General features: G+C 70.2%; 14 protein-coding genes. 12 read left to right on the top strand and 2 right to left on the bottom strand.

All coding sequences use genetic code 11. The features are described from left to right. Positions 1-476: 476 nt before the first annotated feature. The 12 genes from AN215_RS16405 to qcrB all read left to right on the top strand — a co-directional run bounded on the left by AN215_RS16405 (position 477) and on the right by qcrB (position 17,462). Positions 477-1,655: a LacI family DNA-binding transcriptional regulator gene (locus AN215_RS16405; protein ID WP_245694526.1), complete on the top strand. Its 1,179-nt coding sequence runs from the start codon at positions 477-479 to the stop codon at positions 1,653-1,655. Positions 1,656-1,793: 138 nt separating this feature from the next. Continuing rightward, entirely contained in the window at positions 1,794-3,044 is a 1,251-nt protein-coding gene (locus tag AN215_RS16400) for a sugar ABC transporter substrate-binding protein (protein ID WP_070013724.1), read from the top strand. A gap of 4 nt (positions 3,045-3,048) precedes the next feature. Further along, positions 3,049-4,047 (top strand): carbohydrate ABC transporter permease, encoded by a 999-nt coding sequence (locus AN215_RS16395; protein ID WP_070013723.1) that lies wholly within the window; start codon positions 3,049-3,051, stop codon positions 4,045-4,047. 92 nt (positions 4,048-4,139) lie between these two features. Then, positions 4,140-4,916: a carbohydrate ABC transporter permease gene (locus tag AN215_RS16390; protein ID WP_420856237.1), complete on the top strand. Its 777-nt coding sequence runs from the start codon at positions 4,140-4,142 to the stop codon at positions 4,914-4,916. A gap of 129 nt (positions 4,917-5,045) precedes the next feature. After that, positions 5,046-6,929 (top strand): GH39 family glycosyl hydrolase, encoded by a 1,884-nt coding sequence (locus tag AN215_RS16385; protein WP_079123112.1) that lies wholly within the window; start codon positions 5,046-5,048, stop codon positions 6,927-6,929. A 97-nt stretch (positions 6,930-7,026) separates the two neighbouring features. Beyond that, a complete protein-coding gene (locus AN215_RS16380) occupies positions 7,027-8,439 on the top strand; it encodes a glucoamylase family protein (RefSeq protein WP_070013720.1) in 1,413 nt (470 codons plus the stop codon). A gap of 96 nt (positions 8,440-8,535) precedes the next feature. After that, entirely contained in the window at positions 8,536-9,975 is a 1,440-nt protein-coding gene (locus tag AN215_RS16375) for a sulfatase family protein (protein ID WP_338057927.1), read from the top strand. After that, a complete protein-coding gene (locus AN215_RS16370) occupies positions 9,972-10,955 on the top strand; it encodes a formylglycine-generating enzyme family protein (protein ID WP_070013719.1) in 984 nt (327 codons plus the stop codon). Before AN215_RS16375 ends, AN215_RS16370 begins: the two co-directional genes overlap by 4 nt. 160 nt (positions 10,956-11,115) lie before the next feature. Further along, the gene (locus AN215_RS16365; protein WP_070013718.1) at positions 11,116-13,671 is read left to right on the top strand and encodes a beta-galactosidase; all 2,556 of its coding nucleotides are present in this window, start codon (positions 11,116-11,118) and stop codon (positions 13,669-13,671) included. A gap of 135 nt (positions 13,672-13,806) precedes the next feature. Then, entirely contained in the window at positions 13,807-15,471 is a 1,665-nt protein-coding gene (ctaD, locus tag AN215_RS16360) for an aa3-type cytochrome oxidase subunit I (protein ID WP_079123111.1), read from the top strand. Next, the gene (gene ctaF, locus AN215_RS16355; RefSeq protein WP_070013717.1) at positions 15,468-15,851 is read left to right on the top strand and encodes an aa3-type cytochrome oxidase subunit IV; all 384 of its coding nucleotides are present in this window, start codon (positions 15,468-15,470) and stop codon (positions 15,849-15,851) included. The genes ctaD and ctaF overlap by 4 nt, the downstream gene beginning before the upstream one ends. Before the next feature lie 36 nt (positions 15,852-15,887). Continuing rightward, complete coding sequence (qcrB, locus tag AN215_RS16350; protein ID WP_070013716.1) at positions 15,888-17,462, top strand: cytochrome bc1 complex cytochrome b subunit; 1,575 nt, start codon at positions 15,888-15,890, stop codon at positions 17,460-17,462. A gap of 11 nt (positions 17,463-17,473) precedes the next feature. Here qcrB and AN215_RS16345 read toward each other — a convergent pair whose 3' ends face one another. Together AN215_RS16345 and ku are read right to left on the bottom strand one after the other, a co-directional pair. Beyond that, positions 17,474-18,073 carry an SAM-dependent methyltransferase gene (locus AN215_RS16345; RefSeq protein ID WP_070013715.1) on the bottom strand — a complete coding sequence of 200 codons (600 nt, stop codon included), beginning with the start codon at positions 18,071-18,073 and terminating at the stop codon, positions 17,474-17,476. Between the two features lie 157 nt (positions 18,074-18,230). Continuing rightward, positions 18,231-19,292, bottom strand: a complete 1,062-nt coding sequence (gene ku, locus AN215_RS16340) for a non-homologous end joining protein Ku (RefSeq protein WP_338057926.1) — start codon at positions 19,290-19,292, stop codon at positions 18,231-18,233. Between the last annotated feature and the right edge of the window lie 116 nt (positions 19,293-19,408).

Below are 19,408 nucleotides of genomic sequence, written 5' to 3'. Positions count from 1 at the left end.
CAGGTTATGGACACCGGCCCTGTACGGCAAGGTTTCGCGCAGACAACTTTCCGCCGAACGCCCGGCCTTGGATCCGCGCCGCCGCCTCACGGCCCGGTGTCCGGCGCGCGCCGCCACAGCCCGGCACCCCTGAGCAGGGCCGTACGAGCTGGGGTTACCCGAAGTAGCCGCGCGGATCGCGGCGCCCGTGGCCCCGCAGGCGGGTGCGGGAGCACCCCCAGGTGTGGCCACAGGGGCGCGGGCGGCCGCGAACGGTGGCCGAAATCAGGCCCCGCGCGGGCGACTTGGGCCCGGACGGAGGGCCGGCGAAGCCGCGAGGGAGTTCCGAGAGCCGCGAACAGGGCCGTGCACGGGGGCGTGAGCGGCGGCCGGTGAGCCGGGGGCTTCTTGCCGCCGGTTCCGTGGGCGACGTACGATGAATGCGCTTTCAACCCAGCGGCCTCCACGGCCTGAGCAAGGCAGGAGAGCATGGTCGCGTGAATGCTCCCACCGTGTACGACGTCGCCGGACAAGCAGGCGTCTCGATCGCGACGGTTTCGCGAGTTTACCGGGCCCCGGATTCGGTGCGTGCCGGTACGCGGGAGAAGGTCCTGGAGGCCGCCCGCGAACTCGGCTACGTGCCGAGCGGCAACGCACGGGGCCTGGCCAGCCGCAACACCCGCGTGCTGGGCCTGTGCTTCCCCGACTACGCCGACCCGGACGCCGAGGACCCGGACTCCGACTACGGCGACGACGCCGAACTGATGCTGTACTCCGACGAGATAATCCGCGGCATGGAGCGCGCGGCCCGCCGCCACGGCTACGCCCTGCTGATCGCCGCGTCCCTCGCCGAGGGCCCCAAGAGTCTCGTCGCCGACGTCGCGGGGCGCGTGGACGGTTTCGCGGTACTGGCCCGCACCGTCCCCACCGAGGAGCTGGAAGTCATCTCCCGGCGGCTGCCTGTCGTGATGCTCGCGGGCCCGCGCGAGGACGCCCCGCTGGATCATCTCGACCACGTGGAAGTCGCGAACTTCGACGGCGAACTCGCCCTGACCAGGCACCTCATCGCCGATCACGGCCTGACCCGGCTCGCCTTCGCCGGTACCGCGGAGGACTCCCCCGACGGCGAGGCCCGCTTCCGCGGCTTCCAGGCGGCGCATCTCGAGGCGGGCCTGCCGGTCCCCGAGCGCCCCGGCGTACGGACCGGGCTGACGCAGGGCGAGGGCGAGGAGGCCGTCGCGCAGCTGCTCGACCGCGGAGGCGAGCTGCCCGAGGCGGTGGCCTTCGCCAACGACCAGATGGCGGTCGGCGCGCTCTCGGAGCTCCGCAGGCGCGGGGTGCGCGTCCCGGAGGACCTCGCGGTGGTGGGCTTCGACGGGATTCCGCTCGGACGGCTGGTGGCGCCGGCGCTGACGACCGTACGGCAGCCGATGCGGCGGATCGGCGAGGAAGCGGTGGAACTGCTGGTGGCGCGGCTGGAGGACCGTACGAGGGAGCCGGTCTCGCAGGTGCTTCCGGTCTCGGTGGTGCGGCGGTCGAGCTGCGGGTGCCCGCCCCGCGACGGCGCCGCGGCCGTGAGCGGGCCCTTCGGCGGGAGCCTCGGGCCGGGCGGCGGTCCCGCGGGGCCGGCGGGTCCCGGCGACACCGTGGGCGGGCCTTCCGTTACACAGTCGTAATACACGCGACTCTTGCACGCCCGGGCAGTCGCTCACAGAGTATGTATGCGCTTACACCCCAGTCCGGTCTCCCGTCCCCTGAGAACCGGCAGGTGAACGCGTCACCGCAACGCTCCGCATACGAGGAGGAGACCCTCCATGCAGCCCATACCACGCATCGCCGCCGCCACCGCGGCAACGACCGCCCTCGCGCTGCTGCTCTCCGCCTGCGGCAGCGGCGGCGGCGAGCAGACCTCGGCCAAGGACAAGCAGACCCTCACCGTCTGGGGCATGGGTGAGGAGGGCAAGCACCTGGCCAAGCTCGGTAAGGAATTCAACAAGAAGCACCCCAACATAACCGTCAAGGTCACACCGGTCGGCTGGGACGTCGTGCACCAGAAGCTGGTCTCCGCCGTCGCCGCCGGTGAGCTGCCCGACATGGCCCAGATGGGCAGCACGATGCTCGGTGAATTCATCGAGCTCGACGCGCTGGACACGGTGGACCAGAAGACCTTCAAGAAGGACGACTACTTCCCCGCGGCCTGGAACGGCGGCGTGAAGGACGGCGAGGCCTACGGAGTCCCCTGGTACGTCGACACCCGCGCCCTCTACTACCGCACCGACCTGGCGGAGAAGGCAGGGGTGGACAAGCCACCGGCCACCTGGAAGGACCAGATGGACCTCGCCGAGGCCTACAAGGACAAGGCGAAGACCAAGTGGGGCACGTACAACCAGCCCGCCAACATCGGCACCTGGCAGACCTGGGTTCCCTTCCTCTTCTCGGCCGGCGGTGAGCTGCTCGACAGTTCCGGCAAGCCCGCGCTCGACTCCCCGGAGTCCGTCAAGGCGCTCGAGGAGTACGCGGCCTACTTCGACCAGGGTCTGTCCAGGAAGAGCTCGCCGCCCGACTACGACGTGGTCAAGGACTTCGGCTCCGGTGACGCCCCGATGTTCATCTCCGGCCCCTGGATCGTGAACAACATCAAGGACCAGCAGCCGCAGCTGAAGGGCAAGTACGCCACCGCCCCGCTGCCCGCCGGCGAGTCGAGCACCTCCTGGGTGGGCGGCGCCAGCCTCGTCACCTTCAAGGACAGCGAGCACAAGGCCGCCGCGAAGGAGTTCACGAAGTACCTCACCAGCACCGAGCAGCAGGCCCACTGGTACGAGATCGCCAAGTCCCTGCCGGCCAAGGAGGCCGCCTGGGACGAGCCCGCGCTGAAGAACGCGCCCGAGCAGCTGGACGCCTTCGAGAAGCAGCTCAAGACCGCCAAGACGGTCCCGCCCCTCGCCAAGTGGGAGGAGTTCTCCGCCAAGATCGACGAAGGTGTGGCGCGCGTCTCCCAGAAGGGCGAGTCCCCGAAGAAGGCCGCTGCCTGGATGCAGAAGGCGACCGAGGGCCTGGTGGGCTGACCGGATGGCGACCACGACCCCATCCCGGCGGGGGGTCCCGGACCGCACCTCGAAGGTGCGGTCCGGGGCCGGGGCCGGATCCTCGCCGGGCCGGAAACGGGGGCCGAAGCTCCGGCGGGACCGGCTCAGCGTGCAGAACGGCCCCGGGTGGCTGTTCTCCACTCCCTTCCTGGTGCTGTTCCTGACGTTCATGGCGGTGCCGATCGTCGCGACGTTCGTGATGAGCTTCACCGACTTCGGACTCCGGAACGTCGCCGATCCCTTCTCCACCGAGTTCATCGGCCTGGAGAACTACACGAAACTCGTGGACGACGAGCGGTTCCTGACGTCCCTGTTCAACACGTCCTACTTCGTGATCGTGGGAGTGCCGCTCACCGTCGGCGCCGGGCTGTTCGCCGCGGTGCTGCTCAACCGGGGGGTCGGCCGGCTGCGGACCTTCTTCCGCGTCGGCTTCTACGCGCCCGTCGTCACCAGCATCGTCGCGGTGGCCGTCGTGTGGCGCTTCGTGCTGGACCCGGCGGACGGGCTCATCTCGAACCTGGCCTCCGAAGTGGGTCTGAGCTCACCCGACTTCCTCGGCTCGAAGGCCCTGGCGATGCCGTCCCTGATCGTGATGGCCGCCTGGCGCAACCTCGGCACGGCGATGGTCCTCTTCCTCGCGGGTCTCCAGGGCATCCCCGCAGAGGTCCGGGAGGCGGCACGGCTGGACGGCGCCGGGGTGTGGCAGGAGTTCCGCAGGATCACGGTGCCGCTGCTGCGTCCGACGATGCTCTACGTCAGCGTCATGACGACCATCGGCTTCCTCAACGTCTTCGAAGAGCCGTTCGTGATGACCGAGGGCGGACCTGACAACGCGACGCTGACCGTATCGCTGGACATGTACCACGAGGGCTTCAGGTTCTTCCACATGGGCTATGCGAGCGCGATGGCGTACGTGCTGTTCACGGTCATTCTCGCGGTCACCCTGCTCCAGCTCCGTCTGCTGAAGGACAAGACGAAATGACCGCGCCCGCCCACGCGACCGAGACCGCGCCCCGCCTGCACAAGGGCGAGGCCACCCGACGCAGGCTCCTCCTGGGCGTCCTGTGGACCGGGATGATCGTGATGATCGCGCCGTTCCTGTGGATGGCGCTGTCCGCGTTCAAGTCGGAGAAGGACCTGGGCGCCAGCCCGACGGTGTGGATCCCGGACGAGTGGACGCTGATCCACTTCGAGAAGCTGGTCAAGCTGCTCGACATCGGCAGCCACTTCTTCAACTCCACCCTGGTCGCGGTCCTCGTCACGGTCTGCAACCTGGTCTTCTGCTCGATGCTCGGCTACGCGCTGGCGAAGCTGAACTTCGCAGGCAAGCGGCCGGTGTTCGCGCTGGTGATGTGCGCGCTGATGGTGCCGGGGAACCTGATGCTGATGCCGATGTTCGTGATGGTCAGCAAGATGGGCCTGATCGACTCCTATGCGGCGCTCGTCCTGCCGTTCGCGGCCGGGGCGTTCGGCGTCTTCCTCATGCGCCAGTTCATGACCGCCATTCCGGACGAGCTGCTGGAGGCGGCCCGCATCGACGGCGCCGGCGAGTGGTTCATCTTCTGGCGGATCGCGATGCCGCTGGTCAAGCCGGCCCTGGCGACGCTCGCCATCTTCACGTTCCTGCAGTCCTGGAACAACTTCCTCTGGCCGCTGGTGGCCACCAACGACCCGGAGAAGTACACGCTTCCGGTTGCGCTGGCCACCTTCGCCATCGACCCGACGAAGACCAACGGCTCCAACGGGGTGCTGATGGCGGGCGCGTTCCTGGTCGTGCTGCCCGTCCTGCTCGTCTTCATCCTGCTGCAGCGCTACTTCACGCAGGGCATAGCCACCGCGGGCCTCAAGTAGGCCCGCGGAAACCGCAGTTCCGCACGACCGACCGCAGGACCCGTACGACCCGCAGGACCCGTACGACCGATCGCAGGCCGCACGGCCGAAGAGTCCGTGTATGCGCATCCATCGAGAGGTGACCCCCACATGACCGAGAAGAACGCCGCTCGACTCGACTGGGAGCAGCGCATCGGCCTTCCCAGCGACCTCCCCCTGGCTTCGCCGGGTGGTGCCCCCAGTCTGACCGGCACCGCGCGCCTGCCCGCGCCGAAGGGGCTGCGCTCCGAGGACGGCACCGGCCACGTGCTTCTCGACTGGCAGCCTGTGGAGGGCGCGCTCGGTTACCTCGTGCACCGCGCCGACACCGTGGACGGCCCGTACGAACCGCTGGACCACCGCGGCGGCGACGTGCTGGCGGTGCCTGCACCGCCGTACGCCGACTCGCTCGTCGAGGCCGGCCGGGGCTACTGGTACAAGGTCGCCTCCTGGACGGACTCCGGCCCCGGCGCGCTCACCGGCGAGCCGGTGCGCGGCTGCCCCAGGGCACCCGGCACACAGCCGCCGGCCGTCACCGTCACGGTCGACGCCGCCGCGACGCCGGTCCCGCTTCCGCCCGTGTGGAACCGGATGATCGGCGCGGAGCACCTGTCGATGCTGGTGTGGGACGAACCCGGACCGGGCGGCGCGGACGTCGCTAAGGAGTACGCAGAGGCGCTCGGCATCGTCCGCGACGAGCTGGGCGTGCGCACCGTACGGGCACACGGCACGTTCCTGCCCGAGTGCGTGAGCGTCCGCGAGGACGGCTCCTTCGACTTCTCCGGCATCGACGAGGTCTACGACCGCTTCCTGGCCACCGGCCTCAAGCCCGTCGTCGAACTCTCCTTCATGCCCGCCGAGCTGGCGCTCGATCCCGAATACACCATCTTCGAGTACAAGGGCATCGCGTCCGTGCCGCGCAGCTGGGACCGGTGGGGCGAGCTGTGCCGTGCCCTGACGGTGCACCTGCGGGAGCGCTACGGCGCGGACGAGGTCGCCGGCTGGGAGTTCGAGGTCTGGAACGAGGCCAACCTGGAGGTCTTCTGGAACGGCACGCAGGCCCAGTACCACCTGCTGTACGAGACGGCCGCGCGCGCCGTGAAGAGCGTCGACCCGCGCATCCGGGTCGGCGGCCCCGGCTCGGCGGCGGCGAAGTGGGTGGGGCCGCTGCTGGAGCACTGCCGTGAGCGGGACGTGCCCGTCGACTTCGTCTCGACGCACACCTACGGCAACGCGCCGCTGGACTTCCGTCCCGAGACGCGCTCGTACGCGGACGCCACGGGCAGGCCCGAGCCGGAGATCCTGTGGACGGAGTGGGGCGTGACGCCCACGCACTTCCACCGCGTCAGCGACTCCGTCTTCTCGGCCCCGTTCGTGCTCCGCGGCATGAAGAGCGCGCTGGCCTCGACCGACGCGCTTGCCTACTGGGTCGCCACCGACCACTTCGAGGAGCTGGGCAGGCCCCCGAAGCTCTTCCACGGCGGCTTCGGGCTGCTGACGGTGGGCAATCTGCGCAAGCCGCGCTTCTGGGCGCTGCGGATGCTCTCGCAGCTGGAGGGCGGCCGTATCCCCGCGGCGGTCACCGGCGACGGCGCCGAGGCGCTGGTGGAGTCCCTCGCGACGCGGACGGACGACGCCGCCGGCGTCGACGTCCTGTGCTGGAACGGCACGCTGGACCAGACGAAGATCGACGGCGCCCCCTCACTGGGCCGCAACGCGGTCGTCGAGGTCAACGGACTGACGCCGGGCGCGAGCTACTCGGTGACGGTGCGGCGCGTGGACGAGAAGCACTCCAACATCAAGGCCGTCTGGGACGCCATGGACGGCGGACACAGCGACTGGCCGAACGAGCGGCAGTGGAGCGAACTCCGGGCCGCCGACGAGCTGTTCGAGGAGGACGGCGGCACCGTCACCGCCGACTCCGGCGGTTCGCTCTCGGTCACCCTCGACCTGCCGATGCCCGGCATCCGCGCCCTCCGCCTCACCAGGGGCTGAGCCACCGGCCCGGCCGCGTCCAGCCCGTCTCCCTGCCGCGTCCCGCGGCCCACCCCGACGACTGCACGTCCACCGAAAGACGAAGGAGTCGCACGACATGAAACGACGCACCATCCTCACGGCCGGAGCGGGTGCGACGGCCGCGCTCACCCTCGGCGCCACGGCCGGCCCCGCCTCGGCGCGCAGCCGCACCGCCCCCGCTGGTTCGGGTGCCCTGCTGCACCGCTGGTTCCGTGACACGTACGCCTCGATCGAGGCGATGCACACGGACTTCGGCCTCGCGGCCGACAAGGTCGACGTCAGCGGAGCCAAGCCGGAGCGCAGCGTCCAGACCTCCCCCACCAATATCGGCTGCGGGATCTGGTCGACGGTGGCCGCCGCCGGGCTCGGCGTCATCAGCCGCCCGCTCATGCGCAAGCGGCTCGCGGGCACCGTATCGGCGGTGGAGAAGCTGGAGCGGGCGAAGGGTTTCTGGCTCAACTGGTACGACGCGGACACGGGCAAGGTGCTCACCAAGTGGCCGGAGACCGGCGACGAGGTGCGGCCGTTCCTCTCGTCCGTCGACAACGCCTGGCTGGTCACGGGCCTGCGGATCGCGGCACAGGCCGACCCGTCGCTGGCGCCCCGCGTCAGGGCTCTCCTCAAGGACGCCGACTGGAACTTCTACTACACGCCGTACGACGAGGAAGATCCCGCGCAGAACCCCGGCCAGATCCACGGCGGTTACTGGACGGAGGACGACACCTTCACGCCGCACTGGTACGGAGCCCTCAACACCGAGCCCCGCATGGCCAGTTACCTCGGCATCGCGGACGGCAGCCTGCCCGGCGAGCACTACTGGCGCACGTTCCGCACGATGGTTCCTGAGAACGAGCAGGAGCAGAAGCCCGAGGGCGAGTACGTGACGGTCGACGGCGTACGCCTCTTCCGCGGCCACTACACCTACCGCGGCCGGAAACTGATCCCCAGCTGGGGCGGCTCGATGTTCGAGGCGCTGATGGTGCCGCTGTTCGTGCCCGAGGGCGAGTGGGCGCCCAAGGCGTGGGGCGTGACGCACAAGCGCTACATACGCAGCCAGATCGAACACGGCCTGGAGGAGGAGAAGCTGGGGTACTGGGGCTTCTCCCCGGCGAACATCCCCGCGGGCGGCTACAGCGAGTACGGCGTCGACGCGATCGGCATGACGGTGGACGGCTACTTCTCCAAGGGCGTCGTCACACCCCACGCCTCCTTCCTGGCGATGCAGTTCGAACCGAAGGACTCCGTCGCCAACCTGCTGAAGATCGCCCGCGACTTCGGGGCCTACCACGACGGGCTTGGCTTCCGTGACTCCGTCGACGTACGCGAGGGCACGGTCAGCGACTTCATGCTCGCGCTGGACCAGGGCATGATCACCGCCGGTCTCGCGCAGGTGCTCAGCCCCGGCCTGCTCCAGGGGGCCTTCCGCTCGGGCGGCTTCAGGAGGAGGGTGCGCCCGCTGCTGGCCAAGGAGGACTTCGGCATAGCCTGATCAGACCCGCACCCGCGGCCGCCCCCCATATCGCCGGGGCAGCGTCGGTGGCACATCCCCGGCGCTGTCCCGGCCCGCACCACCCCGGAGGTCTCCGTGACGCCGCCCGCACAGCCCGCTGAGAGGCAAGTGCGCCCCAACATCGTGCTGTTCATGACGGACGACCACGCGGTGCCCGCCATCGGCGCGTACGGCAGCGAGATCAACCGGACGCCCGCGGTCGACCAACTGGCCGCGGAGGGAATGCGGTTCGACAACACCTTCTGCACCAACGCGATCTGCTCACCGGCCCGCGCGACCCTGCTGACCGGCACATACAGTCACGTCAACGGCATGACCTCGCTGGAGGGGCCGGACCACACCTTCGACGCGACGCAGCCGGGCTTCCCCGAGATGCTGCGCGAGGCCGGCTATCAGACGGCGATCATCGGCAAGTGGCACCTGGGCCACGGCGGGCGGAGCGACCCACGCGGCTTCGACCACTGGGAGATCCTTCCCGGGCACGGCGTATACAACGATCCGTCCTTCCTCACCGCCGACGGCGAACGCACGTACAAGGGTTACGTCACCGACGTCATCACCGACCTCGCCCTGAACTGGCTGGACCGCCGCGACAAGGACCGCCCCTTCGCCCTGCTCGTCCAGCACAAGGCGCCGCACCGGCACTTCGAGCCCGCCGAGCGCCACCGGAACCTGTACGCGGACGAGGACGTCCCCGCTCCTCCGACCCTGCACGACGATCTGAGCGGCCGCGCCCCAGCCGCGCACGAGGCCCGGCTGGGGATGGCCGACCTGGTGCCGGAGGACCTCAAGGAGCCGGTGCCGGAGGGGCTTTCGGAACGGGAGGAGCGCGAGTGGCGGTATCAGCGGTACATCAAGGAGTATCTGCGGGTCGTCGCGGCGCTGGACGAGAACGTCGGCCGCGTCCTGCACTTCCTCGGCGTCTCCGGTCTCGCGGAGGACACCGCCGTCGCCTACACCTCGGACCACGGCTTCTTCCTCGGTGAACACGGCTGGTTCGACAAGCGGTTCATGTACGAGCCGTCGATGCGCATTCCGCTGGTGGTCCGCTGGCCGGGCGTCGTCGCACCGGGCTCCGTCAACGAAGACCTCGTGGCGAATGTGGACTTCGCCCCGACGCTGCTGGACCTCGCCGGCGTCACACCGCCGGAGCGCATGCAGGGCCGCAGCCTCCTGCCGCTGCTGCGCGGCGAGACGCCCGGCGACTGGCGCACGGGGGTCTACTACCGCTACTACATGCACCTCGACCACGACCACAACGTGCAGGCGTGCTACGGCATCCGCACCCGCACCCACAAGCTGATCCACTACCCGGGGCACGGCTCCGGCGCCCCGGGTGCGAGCGCGGAGCGGCGAGAGCCGGAGTGGGAGCTCTTCGACCTCGCAGAAGATCCGGACGAGCTGCACAACCGGTACGGCGACCCCGAATACGCCGCCGTCGCCGAGGAGTTGACCGTGCAGCTCGCGGACCTCCAGAAGAGCTACGGGGACACACCCGAGGGTGCGCTGCCATGACTCCGGGCGCGGCTCCGGAACCACGGCGGGCGTGCTGCGCGCCGGACCGCCCGGCCGACGGGCCCCGGCGTCCCGGCGGGGCGGCCGGCCCCGGAGACCGGACCGCCCCGGCACCGCCCACCCCCCGCGGCGGCTGGCGCGAACTGCCCGGCGGTGCCTTCCTGATGGGCTGCGACGACCCCCCGTACCCGGCGGACGGCGAGGGCCCGGCGCGCGAGGTGACGGTCGCACCGCTGCGGCTGGCGGCGACCGCCGTCACCGCCGCCGAGTTCGCGGACTTCGCCGCGGCGACCGGCCACCGCACCGACGCGGAGAGCTTCGGCTGGTCGTTCGTCTTCGGGGGCTTCCTGCCGGACGGCTTCCCGCCCACACGCGCGGCGGCCGCGGCACCCTGGTGGCGTCAGGTGTACGGGGCGGACTGGCGGCACCCGGAGGGCCCGCAGTCGGACCTGGACGGCCGCGAGGACCATCCCGTGGTGCACGTGTCGCACAACGACGCGCTGGCGTACTGCACTTGGGCCGGTACGCGGCTGCCCACCGAGGCCGAATGGGAGTACGGGGCGCGCGGCGGGCTGAGCGGCGCGCCGTATCCGTGGGGCGAGGAGCGGGACCCGTCGGGCACGTACCGGATGAACGTCTGGCGCGGCTCCTTTCCCGACCGCAACACCGCCGACGACGGCTACGCCGGCACGTGCCCCGTGGACGCGTTCCCGCCGAACGGATACGGCCTGTTCAACATGACGGGCAACGTCTGGGAGTGGACAGCCGGCGCCCTCGGCCCCGGCCCGGGTTCCGGCTCCGAACCGGGTTCCGGCTCCGAACCGGGTTCCGGCCCAGGCCCCGGCTCCGGCTCCCGCGTCCTGCGCGGCGGCTCGCACCTGTGCCACGAGTCGTACTGCCTGCGCTACCGCACCTCGGCGCGCATGGCGAACACCCCCGACTCCTCGTCCGGCAACACCGGTTTCCGGGTCGCTCTGTGACGCCGCGGAGGGCCGTGAACTGCTTCGCACCGACCTCTTGTACGCGCTTCCTGTAAGCGCATACAGTCTCGCCTCACCAGCCCGGTCCCGGACCGCGAACCGCAGACCCGCAGACCCGCAGACCGCACGGCCGTCGGCCCTGACCTCACGGAGCCCAGTCATGACGTCACACCCGGCAGACATGCGCCGCCGCGCCGTACTCGGCGGCGCCGGGGCGATCGCCGTCGCCGCGGCGGGAAGCACCGGACCGCTTTCCGGACCCGCGTACGCGGCCGGCCCGGCAGCCCCTGCCGGCGCTGCGCGGAGGCAGGCGGGCCCCTCCGTCTCGTACGACCGCAAACGGCTGCTGATCGACGGTGAGCCGGTGCTCGTACTGGCGGGCGAGATCCACTACTTCCGCCTCAAGCGCTCCGACTGGCAGTCCCGCCTGGACATGGCCAAGGAGGCCGGGCTCAACACCGTCGCGACGTACATCCCCTGGATGTGGCACGAGACCCCGGACGGCTCCATCGACGTCACCGGTAAGACCCGCGAGGAACGCGACCTGGGCGCCTTCCTGGACCTGTGCGTCGACAACGGGTTCCATGTCATCGCCCGCCCGGGCCCCTTCACGATGGCCGAACTCAAAGGCGAGGGCATCCCGCACCGCGTGCGCGAGGAGCACCCCGAGATCGTGCCGAAGGGCTGGGACGGCAGCAAGGACACCGCACAGACGGTCGACTATCTCGCGCCCGCCTACCTCAAGGAGGTGCGGCGCTGGTACGACGCCGTCATCCCGGTGATCGCGAAGCGCAAGCACCGCAAGGGCAGGCACGGCGTCATCGCCTGCCAGCTCGACAACGAGATCGGCATGCTGCCGTGGGTCAGCAACCATCCCGCGCTCACGGACGGCACCCTCAAGGCGTTCAACTCCTGGCTGGACGAGACCTACGGCGAGGATCTCGGCGAGCGCTACCCCTTCGCCGGCAAGCCCGCGGACGAGCGCGACGCCGCCATCCGCGCCCCCAAGGACTCGTACGCGCCGGCCCTCATGCACGACCTGGGTGCGTTCACGCGGGGCCGCTTCGCCCGCTACACGGGCGCGCTCCGCAAGTACGCGGAGGGCAACGGACTCAAGGGGATTCCGTTCCTCATCAACATCCACGGCACCTCGGACGGCGGCGCGAAGAAGTTCCCCATCGGCATCAGCCAGCTCATGGAGACGTGGTCGGGCGAGAGCGGGATCTTCGCCGGCTCGGACTTCTACCTCGGCGGCCTCACCGTCAAGAACGTCACGGACCTCTACCTCATCAACGCCTTCACGGAGTCGGTCCAGGACGCCCACCAGCCGCTGAGCGCCCTGGAGTTCGACGCCGGGCACGCCGACTACGGCGACAACCTGGACAACCAGGAGGACGCCGAGAGCGGTGACCTGAAGACACGCCTCTGCCTGGCACAGGGCGTGAAGATGATCAACTACTACCTCTTCGCAGGCGGCTTCAACCCGAAGCTGGACGAACCCGCCGGCGACGGCAACGACCGGATCGGCATCACCGGCGAACGCCACGGCTTCTCGGCCCCGGTCGACCCCGAGGGCCGGCGGAACCTCAGCTACGAGCCGCTGAAGGAGACGGTTCACGCCGTCGGCGGCCTCGCCGGCGCGCTGGCCGGCATGGTGCCCGAGTACGACGACGTGGCCCTCGGGTTCGTCCCGGACCACTATCTGACGGAGTACCACCCGCCCGAGCGCGCGAGCGTCGACGCGATCCTCGCGGACATCGAGGAGATCCGCGGCTTCGGCCCGCGCGGCGCCCTCTCCCGCGCGATGCTGCTGAACGGCTTCCGCTACAACGCCGTCGATCTGCAGTCCGGGCGTCTCGACCCGGACCGTACGCCCGTACTGGCGCTGGCGACCGGCAAGAACCTCGCGACCAAGGTGCAGCGCGAACTCGTCCGGTATCTGGAAGCGGGCGGAAAGCTGCTGCTGTCCGGCCGGGTCCCGGAGGAGGACATGGCGGGCAAGGCCAGCACGGAGCTGCGCGACGCGCTGGGTCTGCGGGTCGGCAGGACCCTCACCGACGCGGACCGTTTCTGGCTCTCCGCGACCTCGCACGGCTGGGCGGCGCCCCGTGCCGAAATCCGCGTGCCGAAGGCGCAGTTGTGCACCCCGGGCAGGGGCTCGACGGTGCTGCGCGAGGTGTCCACCGGGAAGGGCTGCGGCTTCGACGTCCCCGTCGGGAGAGGCCGGGCGGTCGTCATCACCACCGACTACCGCTGCGACCTGGACTTCTGGCGGCGGGCGCTGAAGGCGCTCGGCGCCGCCCCGGCCATCACCCACACCGCGACCGACCCGGGGCTCTTCCTGCTGACCACCCGTACCGCCGGCGGCGACGGCCGCCTCCTGCACGCCCTCAACGTCACATCCGGGCTGGACCAGGAGTTCACCGTCTCCGAGCGGGGCCGGGCGCTCTTCGGCGGTGAGAAGCTGCACATCCCCGGCCGCAGCGGCGCGATCCTGCCGCTCGGCCTGAGGGCGGGCGGTGGACGCATCGCCTACGCCACCGCCGAGATCACCGGCATCGAGAAGGGCAGTGTGAGCTTCCGCGCGGTGGGCGGCACTGATTCCGTCGTCGCGGTCGAAGGCGGAGCCAGGTGCCAGGGCGCGAAGTCCTCGCGTGAGGGCGGCCGTACGGTTCTGCGCGTCCGGCGGCCGGAGTTCACCGTCACCCTGACGTAGGGGCGCGGGGATGCGAGGGACGCAGGGGAACGCGGGGGAACCCGGAGGTGCGGCCATGCCGTCCGGGTGACCCCCGTCCCGCCCAGCGGCGTGGCAGCCTCCCGCACCGTCGCGCCTTCTTCAGGGTGTTCCAGCATGGGCACCGCGGCTGAGGACGAGGCGGTACGGAGCGAGCCGGAGTCACGGCCGTCGGCGGCGGGCCGGCGGCTCACTTTCGGGAAGAGGCTGCTGGGGTACCTCGGCACCACCGATCACAAGGTGATCGGGAACATGTATCTCGCCACGTCGTTCGCGTTTTTCCTCGCCGCCGGTCTGATGGCGATGATGATGCGGGCCGAACTGGCCCGCCCCGGGCTGCAGATGATCTCGGCGCAGCAGTACAACGAGCTGTTCACCACGCACGGCACGATCATGATGCTGCTGTTCGCGACGCCGACGTTCACCGGATTCGCCAACGTCATCATGCCGCTGCAGATCGGCGCACCGGACGTCGCGTTCCCCCGGCTGAACGCCTTCACCTACTGGGTGTTCCTCTTCGGCGGGCTGACGGTCCTCAGCGGCTTCCTCACCCCGGAGGGCTCCGCGTCCTTCGGCTGGTTCGCGTACGCGCCGCTCAACAGCGCGGTGTTCTCCCCCGGTTCGGGCGGCGACCTGTGGACGATGGGCCTCGCCGTGGCGGGCCTGAGCACGATCCTCGGCTCCGTCAACTTCATCACCACGATCGTCTGTCTGCGCGCTCCCGGAATGACCGTCTTCCGGATGCCGTTGTTCACCTGGAACGTGCTGTTCACCTCGATCCTGGCGCTGCTCGCTTTCCCGGTGCTGACGGCGGCTCTGCTGGCGCTGGAGGCGGACCGGAAGTTCGGCGCGCACATCTTCGACGCCGCCAACGGCGGTGCGATTCTCTGGCAGCACCTGTTCTGGTTCTTCGGGCATCCCGAGGTGTACATCGTGGCGCTGCCGTTCTTCGGAGTCATCACGGAGATCATCCCCGTCTTCAGCCGGAAGCCGGTCTTCGGATACATCGGCCTGGTCGCCGCGACCTGCGCCATCACGGGCCTGTCGGCGGTCGTCTGGGCTCACCACATGTTCGCCACCGGGGCGGTGCTGCTGCCCTTCTTCGCGCTGATGTCGTTCCTCATCGCGGTGCCCACGGGCGTGAAGTTCTTCAACTGGATCGGAACGATGCGGCACGGATCGCTGTCGTTCGAGACGCCGATGCTGTGGGCCGTCGGTTTTCTCGTGACGTTCCTACTCGGCGGCATGACGGGAGTTCTGATCGCCTCGCCGCCGCTGGACTTCCATCTCACCGACAGCTATTTCATCGTCGCGCACCTGCACTACGTGCTGTTCGGCACGATCGTCTTCGCGACCTTCGGCGGCTTCTACTTCTGGTGGCCGAAGATGACGGGGAAGATGCTCGACGAGCGCCTCGGGAAGATCCATTTCTGGACGCTCTTCACGGGCTTCCAGGGCACGTTCCTCGTACAGCACTGGCTCGGCGAGGAGGGGATGCCCCGCCGCTACGCCGACTATCTGGCGGCCGACGGCTTCACCGTGCTCAACACCCTCTCGTCCGCCTCCTCCTTCCTCCTCGGTCTGTCGACGCTGCCGTTCCTCTACAACGTGTGGCGGACGTCCAGGTACGGACAGCGCGTCACGCAGGACGACCCCTGGGGCTGGGGCCGCTCCCTGGAGTGGGCGACGTCCTGCCCTCCGCCGCGGCACAACTTCGAGGCGCTGCCCCGTATCCGGTCCGAGTCGCCGGCCTTCGACCTGCACCACCCGGAGATCCGATGAAGACCGAGGCGCTCCTCTTCTCCGGCGTGGCCGCGTTCTTCGCCGTCGTCTCCGCGTGCTACGTGCCGTTCTCCCGGGACACGGCGGGGAACGCGGCGCTGCTGGTGGCCTTCCTGATGTCCGCGCTCATCGCCTTCTTCCTGTGGATCCAGTACCTGCGGCACGGCACGCGCGCGCAGGACCGCCCGGGCGCGGACGTGCACGAGGGCGCCGGTCCGGTCGCGTTCTTCCCGCCGCGCAGCTACTACCCCGTCCTCACCGCCCTCGGCACCACGGTGGCGGCGTTCGGCGTGATCTACGGGATGTGGCTCTTCCTCATCGGGATCGGGATCACCGCACCCGGCGTCGCCGGATTCGTCTTCCAGCACAACGACCGCTGAAGGACTCGTTACGAGCAGGAGAGAGGTGGACGGCGCATGCTCCCGCAGCGCAGGAGGGTGCAGCCCGGCGTCCGGACCGGCCGGGCCGCGAAGGGCGCCTTCACGTACCTCGACGCCCGGCTGCCGGCCGCCGAGAGCGGCTCGTTCGCGCGGAAGGTGTTCCCGGACCACTGGTCGTTCCTGCTCGGCGAACTGGCGCTCTACAGCCTCGTTCTGCTCATCCTGACGGGCGTCTTCCTCACCTTCTTCTTCCATCCCGGCGAGCTGGAGATCCGCTACACCGGCTCGTACGGGCCGATGCGCGGGCAACTGGTCTCCGAGGCCTACGACTCCACCCTGCGCATCAGCTTCGACGTACGCGGCGGGCTGCTGATCCGTCAGGTGCACCACTGGGCGGCGCTGGTGTTCGTCACCGCCATCGGCGTGCACATGATGCGGGTCTTCTTCACGGGCGCCTTCCGCAAGCCGCGTGAGATCAACTGGGTCGTCGGCGTCACTCTGTTCGTGCTGGCGGTCGCCGAGGGCTTCTGCGGCTACTCGCTCCCCGACGACCTGCTCTCCGGCACCGGGCTGCGGGTCGTGCAGAGCCTGCTGCTCTCGATCCCCGTCATCGGCACGTATCTGAGCTTGTTCCTCTTCGGCGGCGAGTATCCCGGTACGGAGATCATCCCGCGGCTCTACACGGTGCACATCCTCCTCATCCCGGCGCTCATCGTCGCGCTGGTCGTGGTCCACCTGATCCTCGTCGTGTACCTGAAGCACACGCAGTGGGGCGGGCCCGGCCGGACGGAGAAGAACGTCGTGGGACAGCCGATGTTCCCGCAGTTCGCCGCCAAGTCCACCGGGCTGCAGCTGATGGTCTTCGGCCTGATCACCGTGCTCGGGGGCGTGGCGCAGATCAACCCCGTCTGGAACTACGGCCCTTACCGCACCGACCAGGTCAGCACCGGCTCGCAGCCCGACTGGTACGTGGGCTTCCTGGAGGGTTCGCTGCGTCTGATGCCGCCGTTCGAGACGACGGTGTGGGGCCACACCTTCATGTGGAACATCCTGGTGCCCACGGTGATCCTCCCCGGCCTGCTGTTCACGGGCATCTACCTCTACCCGTTCCTGGAGAGGTGGCTGACCGGCGACGAACGTGAGCACCACCTGTGCGACCGGCCGCGCGAGAGACCCGCCCGTACGGCCATGGGAGTCGCCGGCATCACCTTCTACGCCGTGCTGCTGCTGGCCGGGGGCAACGACGTGATCGCGACGCTCTTCCAGGTCTCACTCAACGGGCTCACCTGGATCTTCCGGGTGGCGCTCGTACTGGCGCCGGTCGTCGCGTTCATGGTCACGCGGCGGCTGTGCGTCGCGCTCCGCGCCCACGAGCTCGGACGTCTCCGCGAGGGCGACGAGACGGGCGAGGTACGGCAGAGCATCGAGGGCGGCATGGAGCCCGGGCACCGTCCCGTGCCGGCCGGCGAGCGCTACACGCTGCTGATGCGCGAAACGCCCCGCCCTCTGGAGCCGGCACCGGAGGCCGGCGCGGACGGGCACCGGGCCCGGCGGGTGCGGCGGCTGCGCACGGCCCTGAGCCGCTGGTACTTCTCCGACCGGGTCGGGTGAGGGCCCCGCCGTCACCCGCGCGGTCGCCCCCCGGGGCCCGCACCGTACGGCCGCTCCAGCACGTGCAGCGTGAAGTCCGGGTCGCGGCAGTCGGTCTGCAGCGTCAGGCCGGGTATCGCGCTGAGTACGGGCGCGAGGGTGCGGCCGGTGCGGTGGTGCTCGGGAGCGGGGTGGTTCCAGTGCACGGTGACGAGGGCGCCGCCCGGTTCGAGGGCTTCGGCCGTCCGGCGCAGCACCTCGCGCAGGGTCCGGTCGTCGAAGTAGTAGAGGAGCTCGGAGAGCACGATCAGCTCGAAGCGTCCCTCGGGCCACTCGTCGGGAATCGCCAGCTGCCGCACTCGTACGTTCGGCAGGTGGCGGGTGCGGGCGGCGGTGAGCTCGGCCGCGGCGGCGACCCGGTCGGTGGCCAGGAGGGTGCCGCAGCGCTCGGCGAGCGCTGCGGTGAGGAGGCCGACGGAGCAGCCCGGTTCGAAGGCGGTGCGGTAGTGGCGCCGGGGAAGCGCGGCGAGGGTGTGGTCGTACTTGCGCTGCACGTACCACTGCCCGTCGAGGCTCCACGGGTCGGCCGAGTCGCTGTAGAGCTGCTCGAAGTACGCGCTGGGAGTGTTCATCGCAGGACCACCTCGCGTGCTCAGCCGGACGCTCCCCCCCGGCAGACGCACGGCGGGTTCTCCCCAGAGCTTCGCATCACGTGATGAAAGGTGCATCTCAGACCTGGCGGGTCCCGGTGCGCGACCGCGCGCCGCGCCCGTGCGGGTCCCGTACCGGTCAGGACGCCGTCCGGGTGCGGTGCCGGTCGCTGAGGGCGCGGATGAGCTGCTGCCGGTTCATCCGGGAGCGGCCCTGGACGTCCTCGTCCGCGGCGCGCTCGTACAGGTCGCGCTTACTCAGGTCGGATAGCAGGCGGGCGCCGTCGGGGCTGCCGGAGCGCGGTCCGGACCCGGACCCGGACCGGGACGGGGCCCCGGACGTCCGGGCCGGCTCCCTCCGCGATCCCGCGCGCTCGACGCTGCGCCGCAGCGCGTCCTCCAGGTCGACCACGTTGGTGGCCTCGGGGGGTTCCTCCGCACGGGCGGTCTCCTCGCCGTCGCGCTTGGCCTCGACGAGCTGCCGCACTTTCTTCTCGTAGGTGTCCTCGAAGTCCTCGGGACGCCACCGCGTCGTCATCGCGTCGATGAGCTGCCGCGCGCTGTCCAGCTCCTTGCTGCCGGGACGCTCGCGCCCCGGCAGCCGGGGGAGGTCCCGCCGCGGATCGCGGATCTCGTCGGCCCAGTGCAGGGTGTGCAGTTCGAGTACGTCGTCCCCGGCGCGCAGCACGACCAGGTACTCCCGGCCGTGCATCACGAAGGTCGCCACGCCCGCCTTGCCCGTCTCCGCCAGCGCGGTGCGCAGCAGCCGGTAGACCCTGCCGTACTCGTCGCTCCGGGGCGCCAGGTAGTAGGTACCGCTGAAGAACGCGGGCTCCACCTCGTCGAGCTCCACGAAGCCCCTGACCTCGATGACCTGCGACCTGCCCGGCGCGATCCCGTCCAGCTCATCCTGCTCGACGACGACGTGCCGGCCGTCGCCGGCGTCGTAGCCCTTGACGATGTCGTCGTAGTCGACGCGTTTGCCGGTGCGCTCGTTGACGCGCCGGTTGCGCACCCGGTCACCCGTGCCGCGCTGCAGCTGATGGAAGTGGACGGCGTGATCCTGGACGGCCGCGAAGAGCTGCACGGGAACGGTCACCAGTCCGAAGGTGATCACTCCGCTCCATACCGGGCGGGCCAATGTCCTCGCCCTCCTCTCCTGGTCGGGCTGCCTGCGCGGGACCTCTGCGGCAGCAGACACCTGCACAGGAGGGAGGGAGGCCGGACGGCGGTCCTCGCCCTCCTCTCCTGCGCGGGACACGCTGCAGCGGCGGGTATCCGCCCCGGCGCGGTTCACGCACCTCCGGGGTTCACGCC

The sequence above is a fragment of the Streptomyces abyssalis genome, assembly GCF_001751365.1.
GTDB lineage: Bacteria > Actinomycetota > Actinomycetes > Streptomycetales > Streptomycetaceae > Streptomyces > Streptomyces abyssalis.
This window is presented reverse-complemented; position numbering and strand designations above follow the sequence as displayed.

Excerpts from the sequence above, each read along its gene's own strand:
- AN215_RS16390 (WP_420856237.1), top strand. The coding sequence starts at position 4,140 with ATGATCGTGATGATCGCGCCGTTCCTGTGGATGGCGCTGTCCGCGTTC.
- ctaD (WP_079123111.1), top strand. The coding sequence starts at position 13,807 with ATGGGCACCGCGGCTGAGGACGAGGCGGTACGGAGCGAGCCGGAGTCA.
- AN215_RS16385 (WP_079123112.1), top strand. The coding sequence starts at position 5,046 with ATGACCGAGAAGAACGCCGCTCGACTCGACTGGGAGCAGCGCATCGGC.
- AN215_RS16400 (WP_070013724.1), top strand. The coding sequence starts at position 1,794 with ATGCAGCCCATACCACGCATCGCCGCCGCCACCGCGGCAACGACCGCC.
- qcrB (WP_070013716.1), top strand. The coding sequence starts at position 15,888 with ATGCTCCCGCAGCGCAGGAGGGTGCAGCCCGGCGTCCGGACCGGCCGG.
- AN215_RS16370 (WP_070013719.1), top strand. The coding sequence starts at position 9,972 with ATGACTCCGGGCGCGGCTCCGGAACCACGGCGGGCGTGCTGCGCGCCG.
- AN215_RS16345 (WP_070013715.1), bottom strand. The coding sequence starts at position 18,073 with ATGAACACTCCCAGCGCGTACTTCGAGCAGCTCTACAGCGACTCGGCC.
- AN215_RS16380 (WP_070013720.1), top strand. The coding sequence starts at position 7,027 with ATGAAACGACGCACCATCCTCACGGCCGGAGCGGGTGCGACGGCCGCG.
- ctaF (WP_070013717.1), top strand. The coding sequence starts at position 15,468 with ATGAAGACCGAGGCGCTCCTCTTCTCCGGCGTGGCCGCGTTCTTCGCC.
- AN215_RS16395 (WP_070013723.1), top strand. The coding sequence starts at position 3,049 with ATGGCGACCACGACCCCATCCCGGCGGGGGGTCCCGGACCGCACCTCG.
- AN215_RS16365 (WP_070013718.1), top strand. The coding sequence starts at position 11,116 with ATGACGTCACACCCGGCAGACATGCGCCGCCGCGCCGTACTCGGCGGC.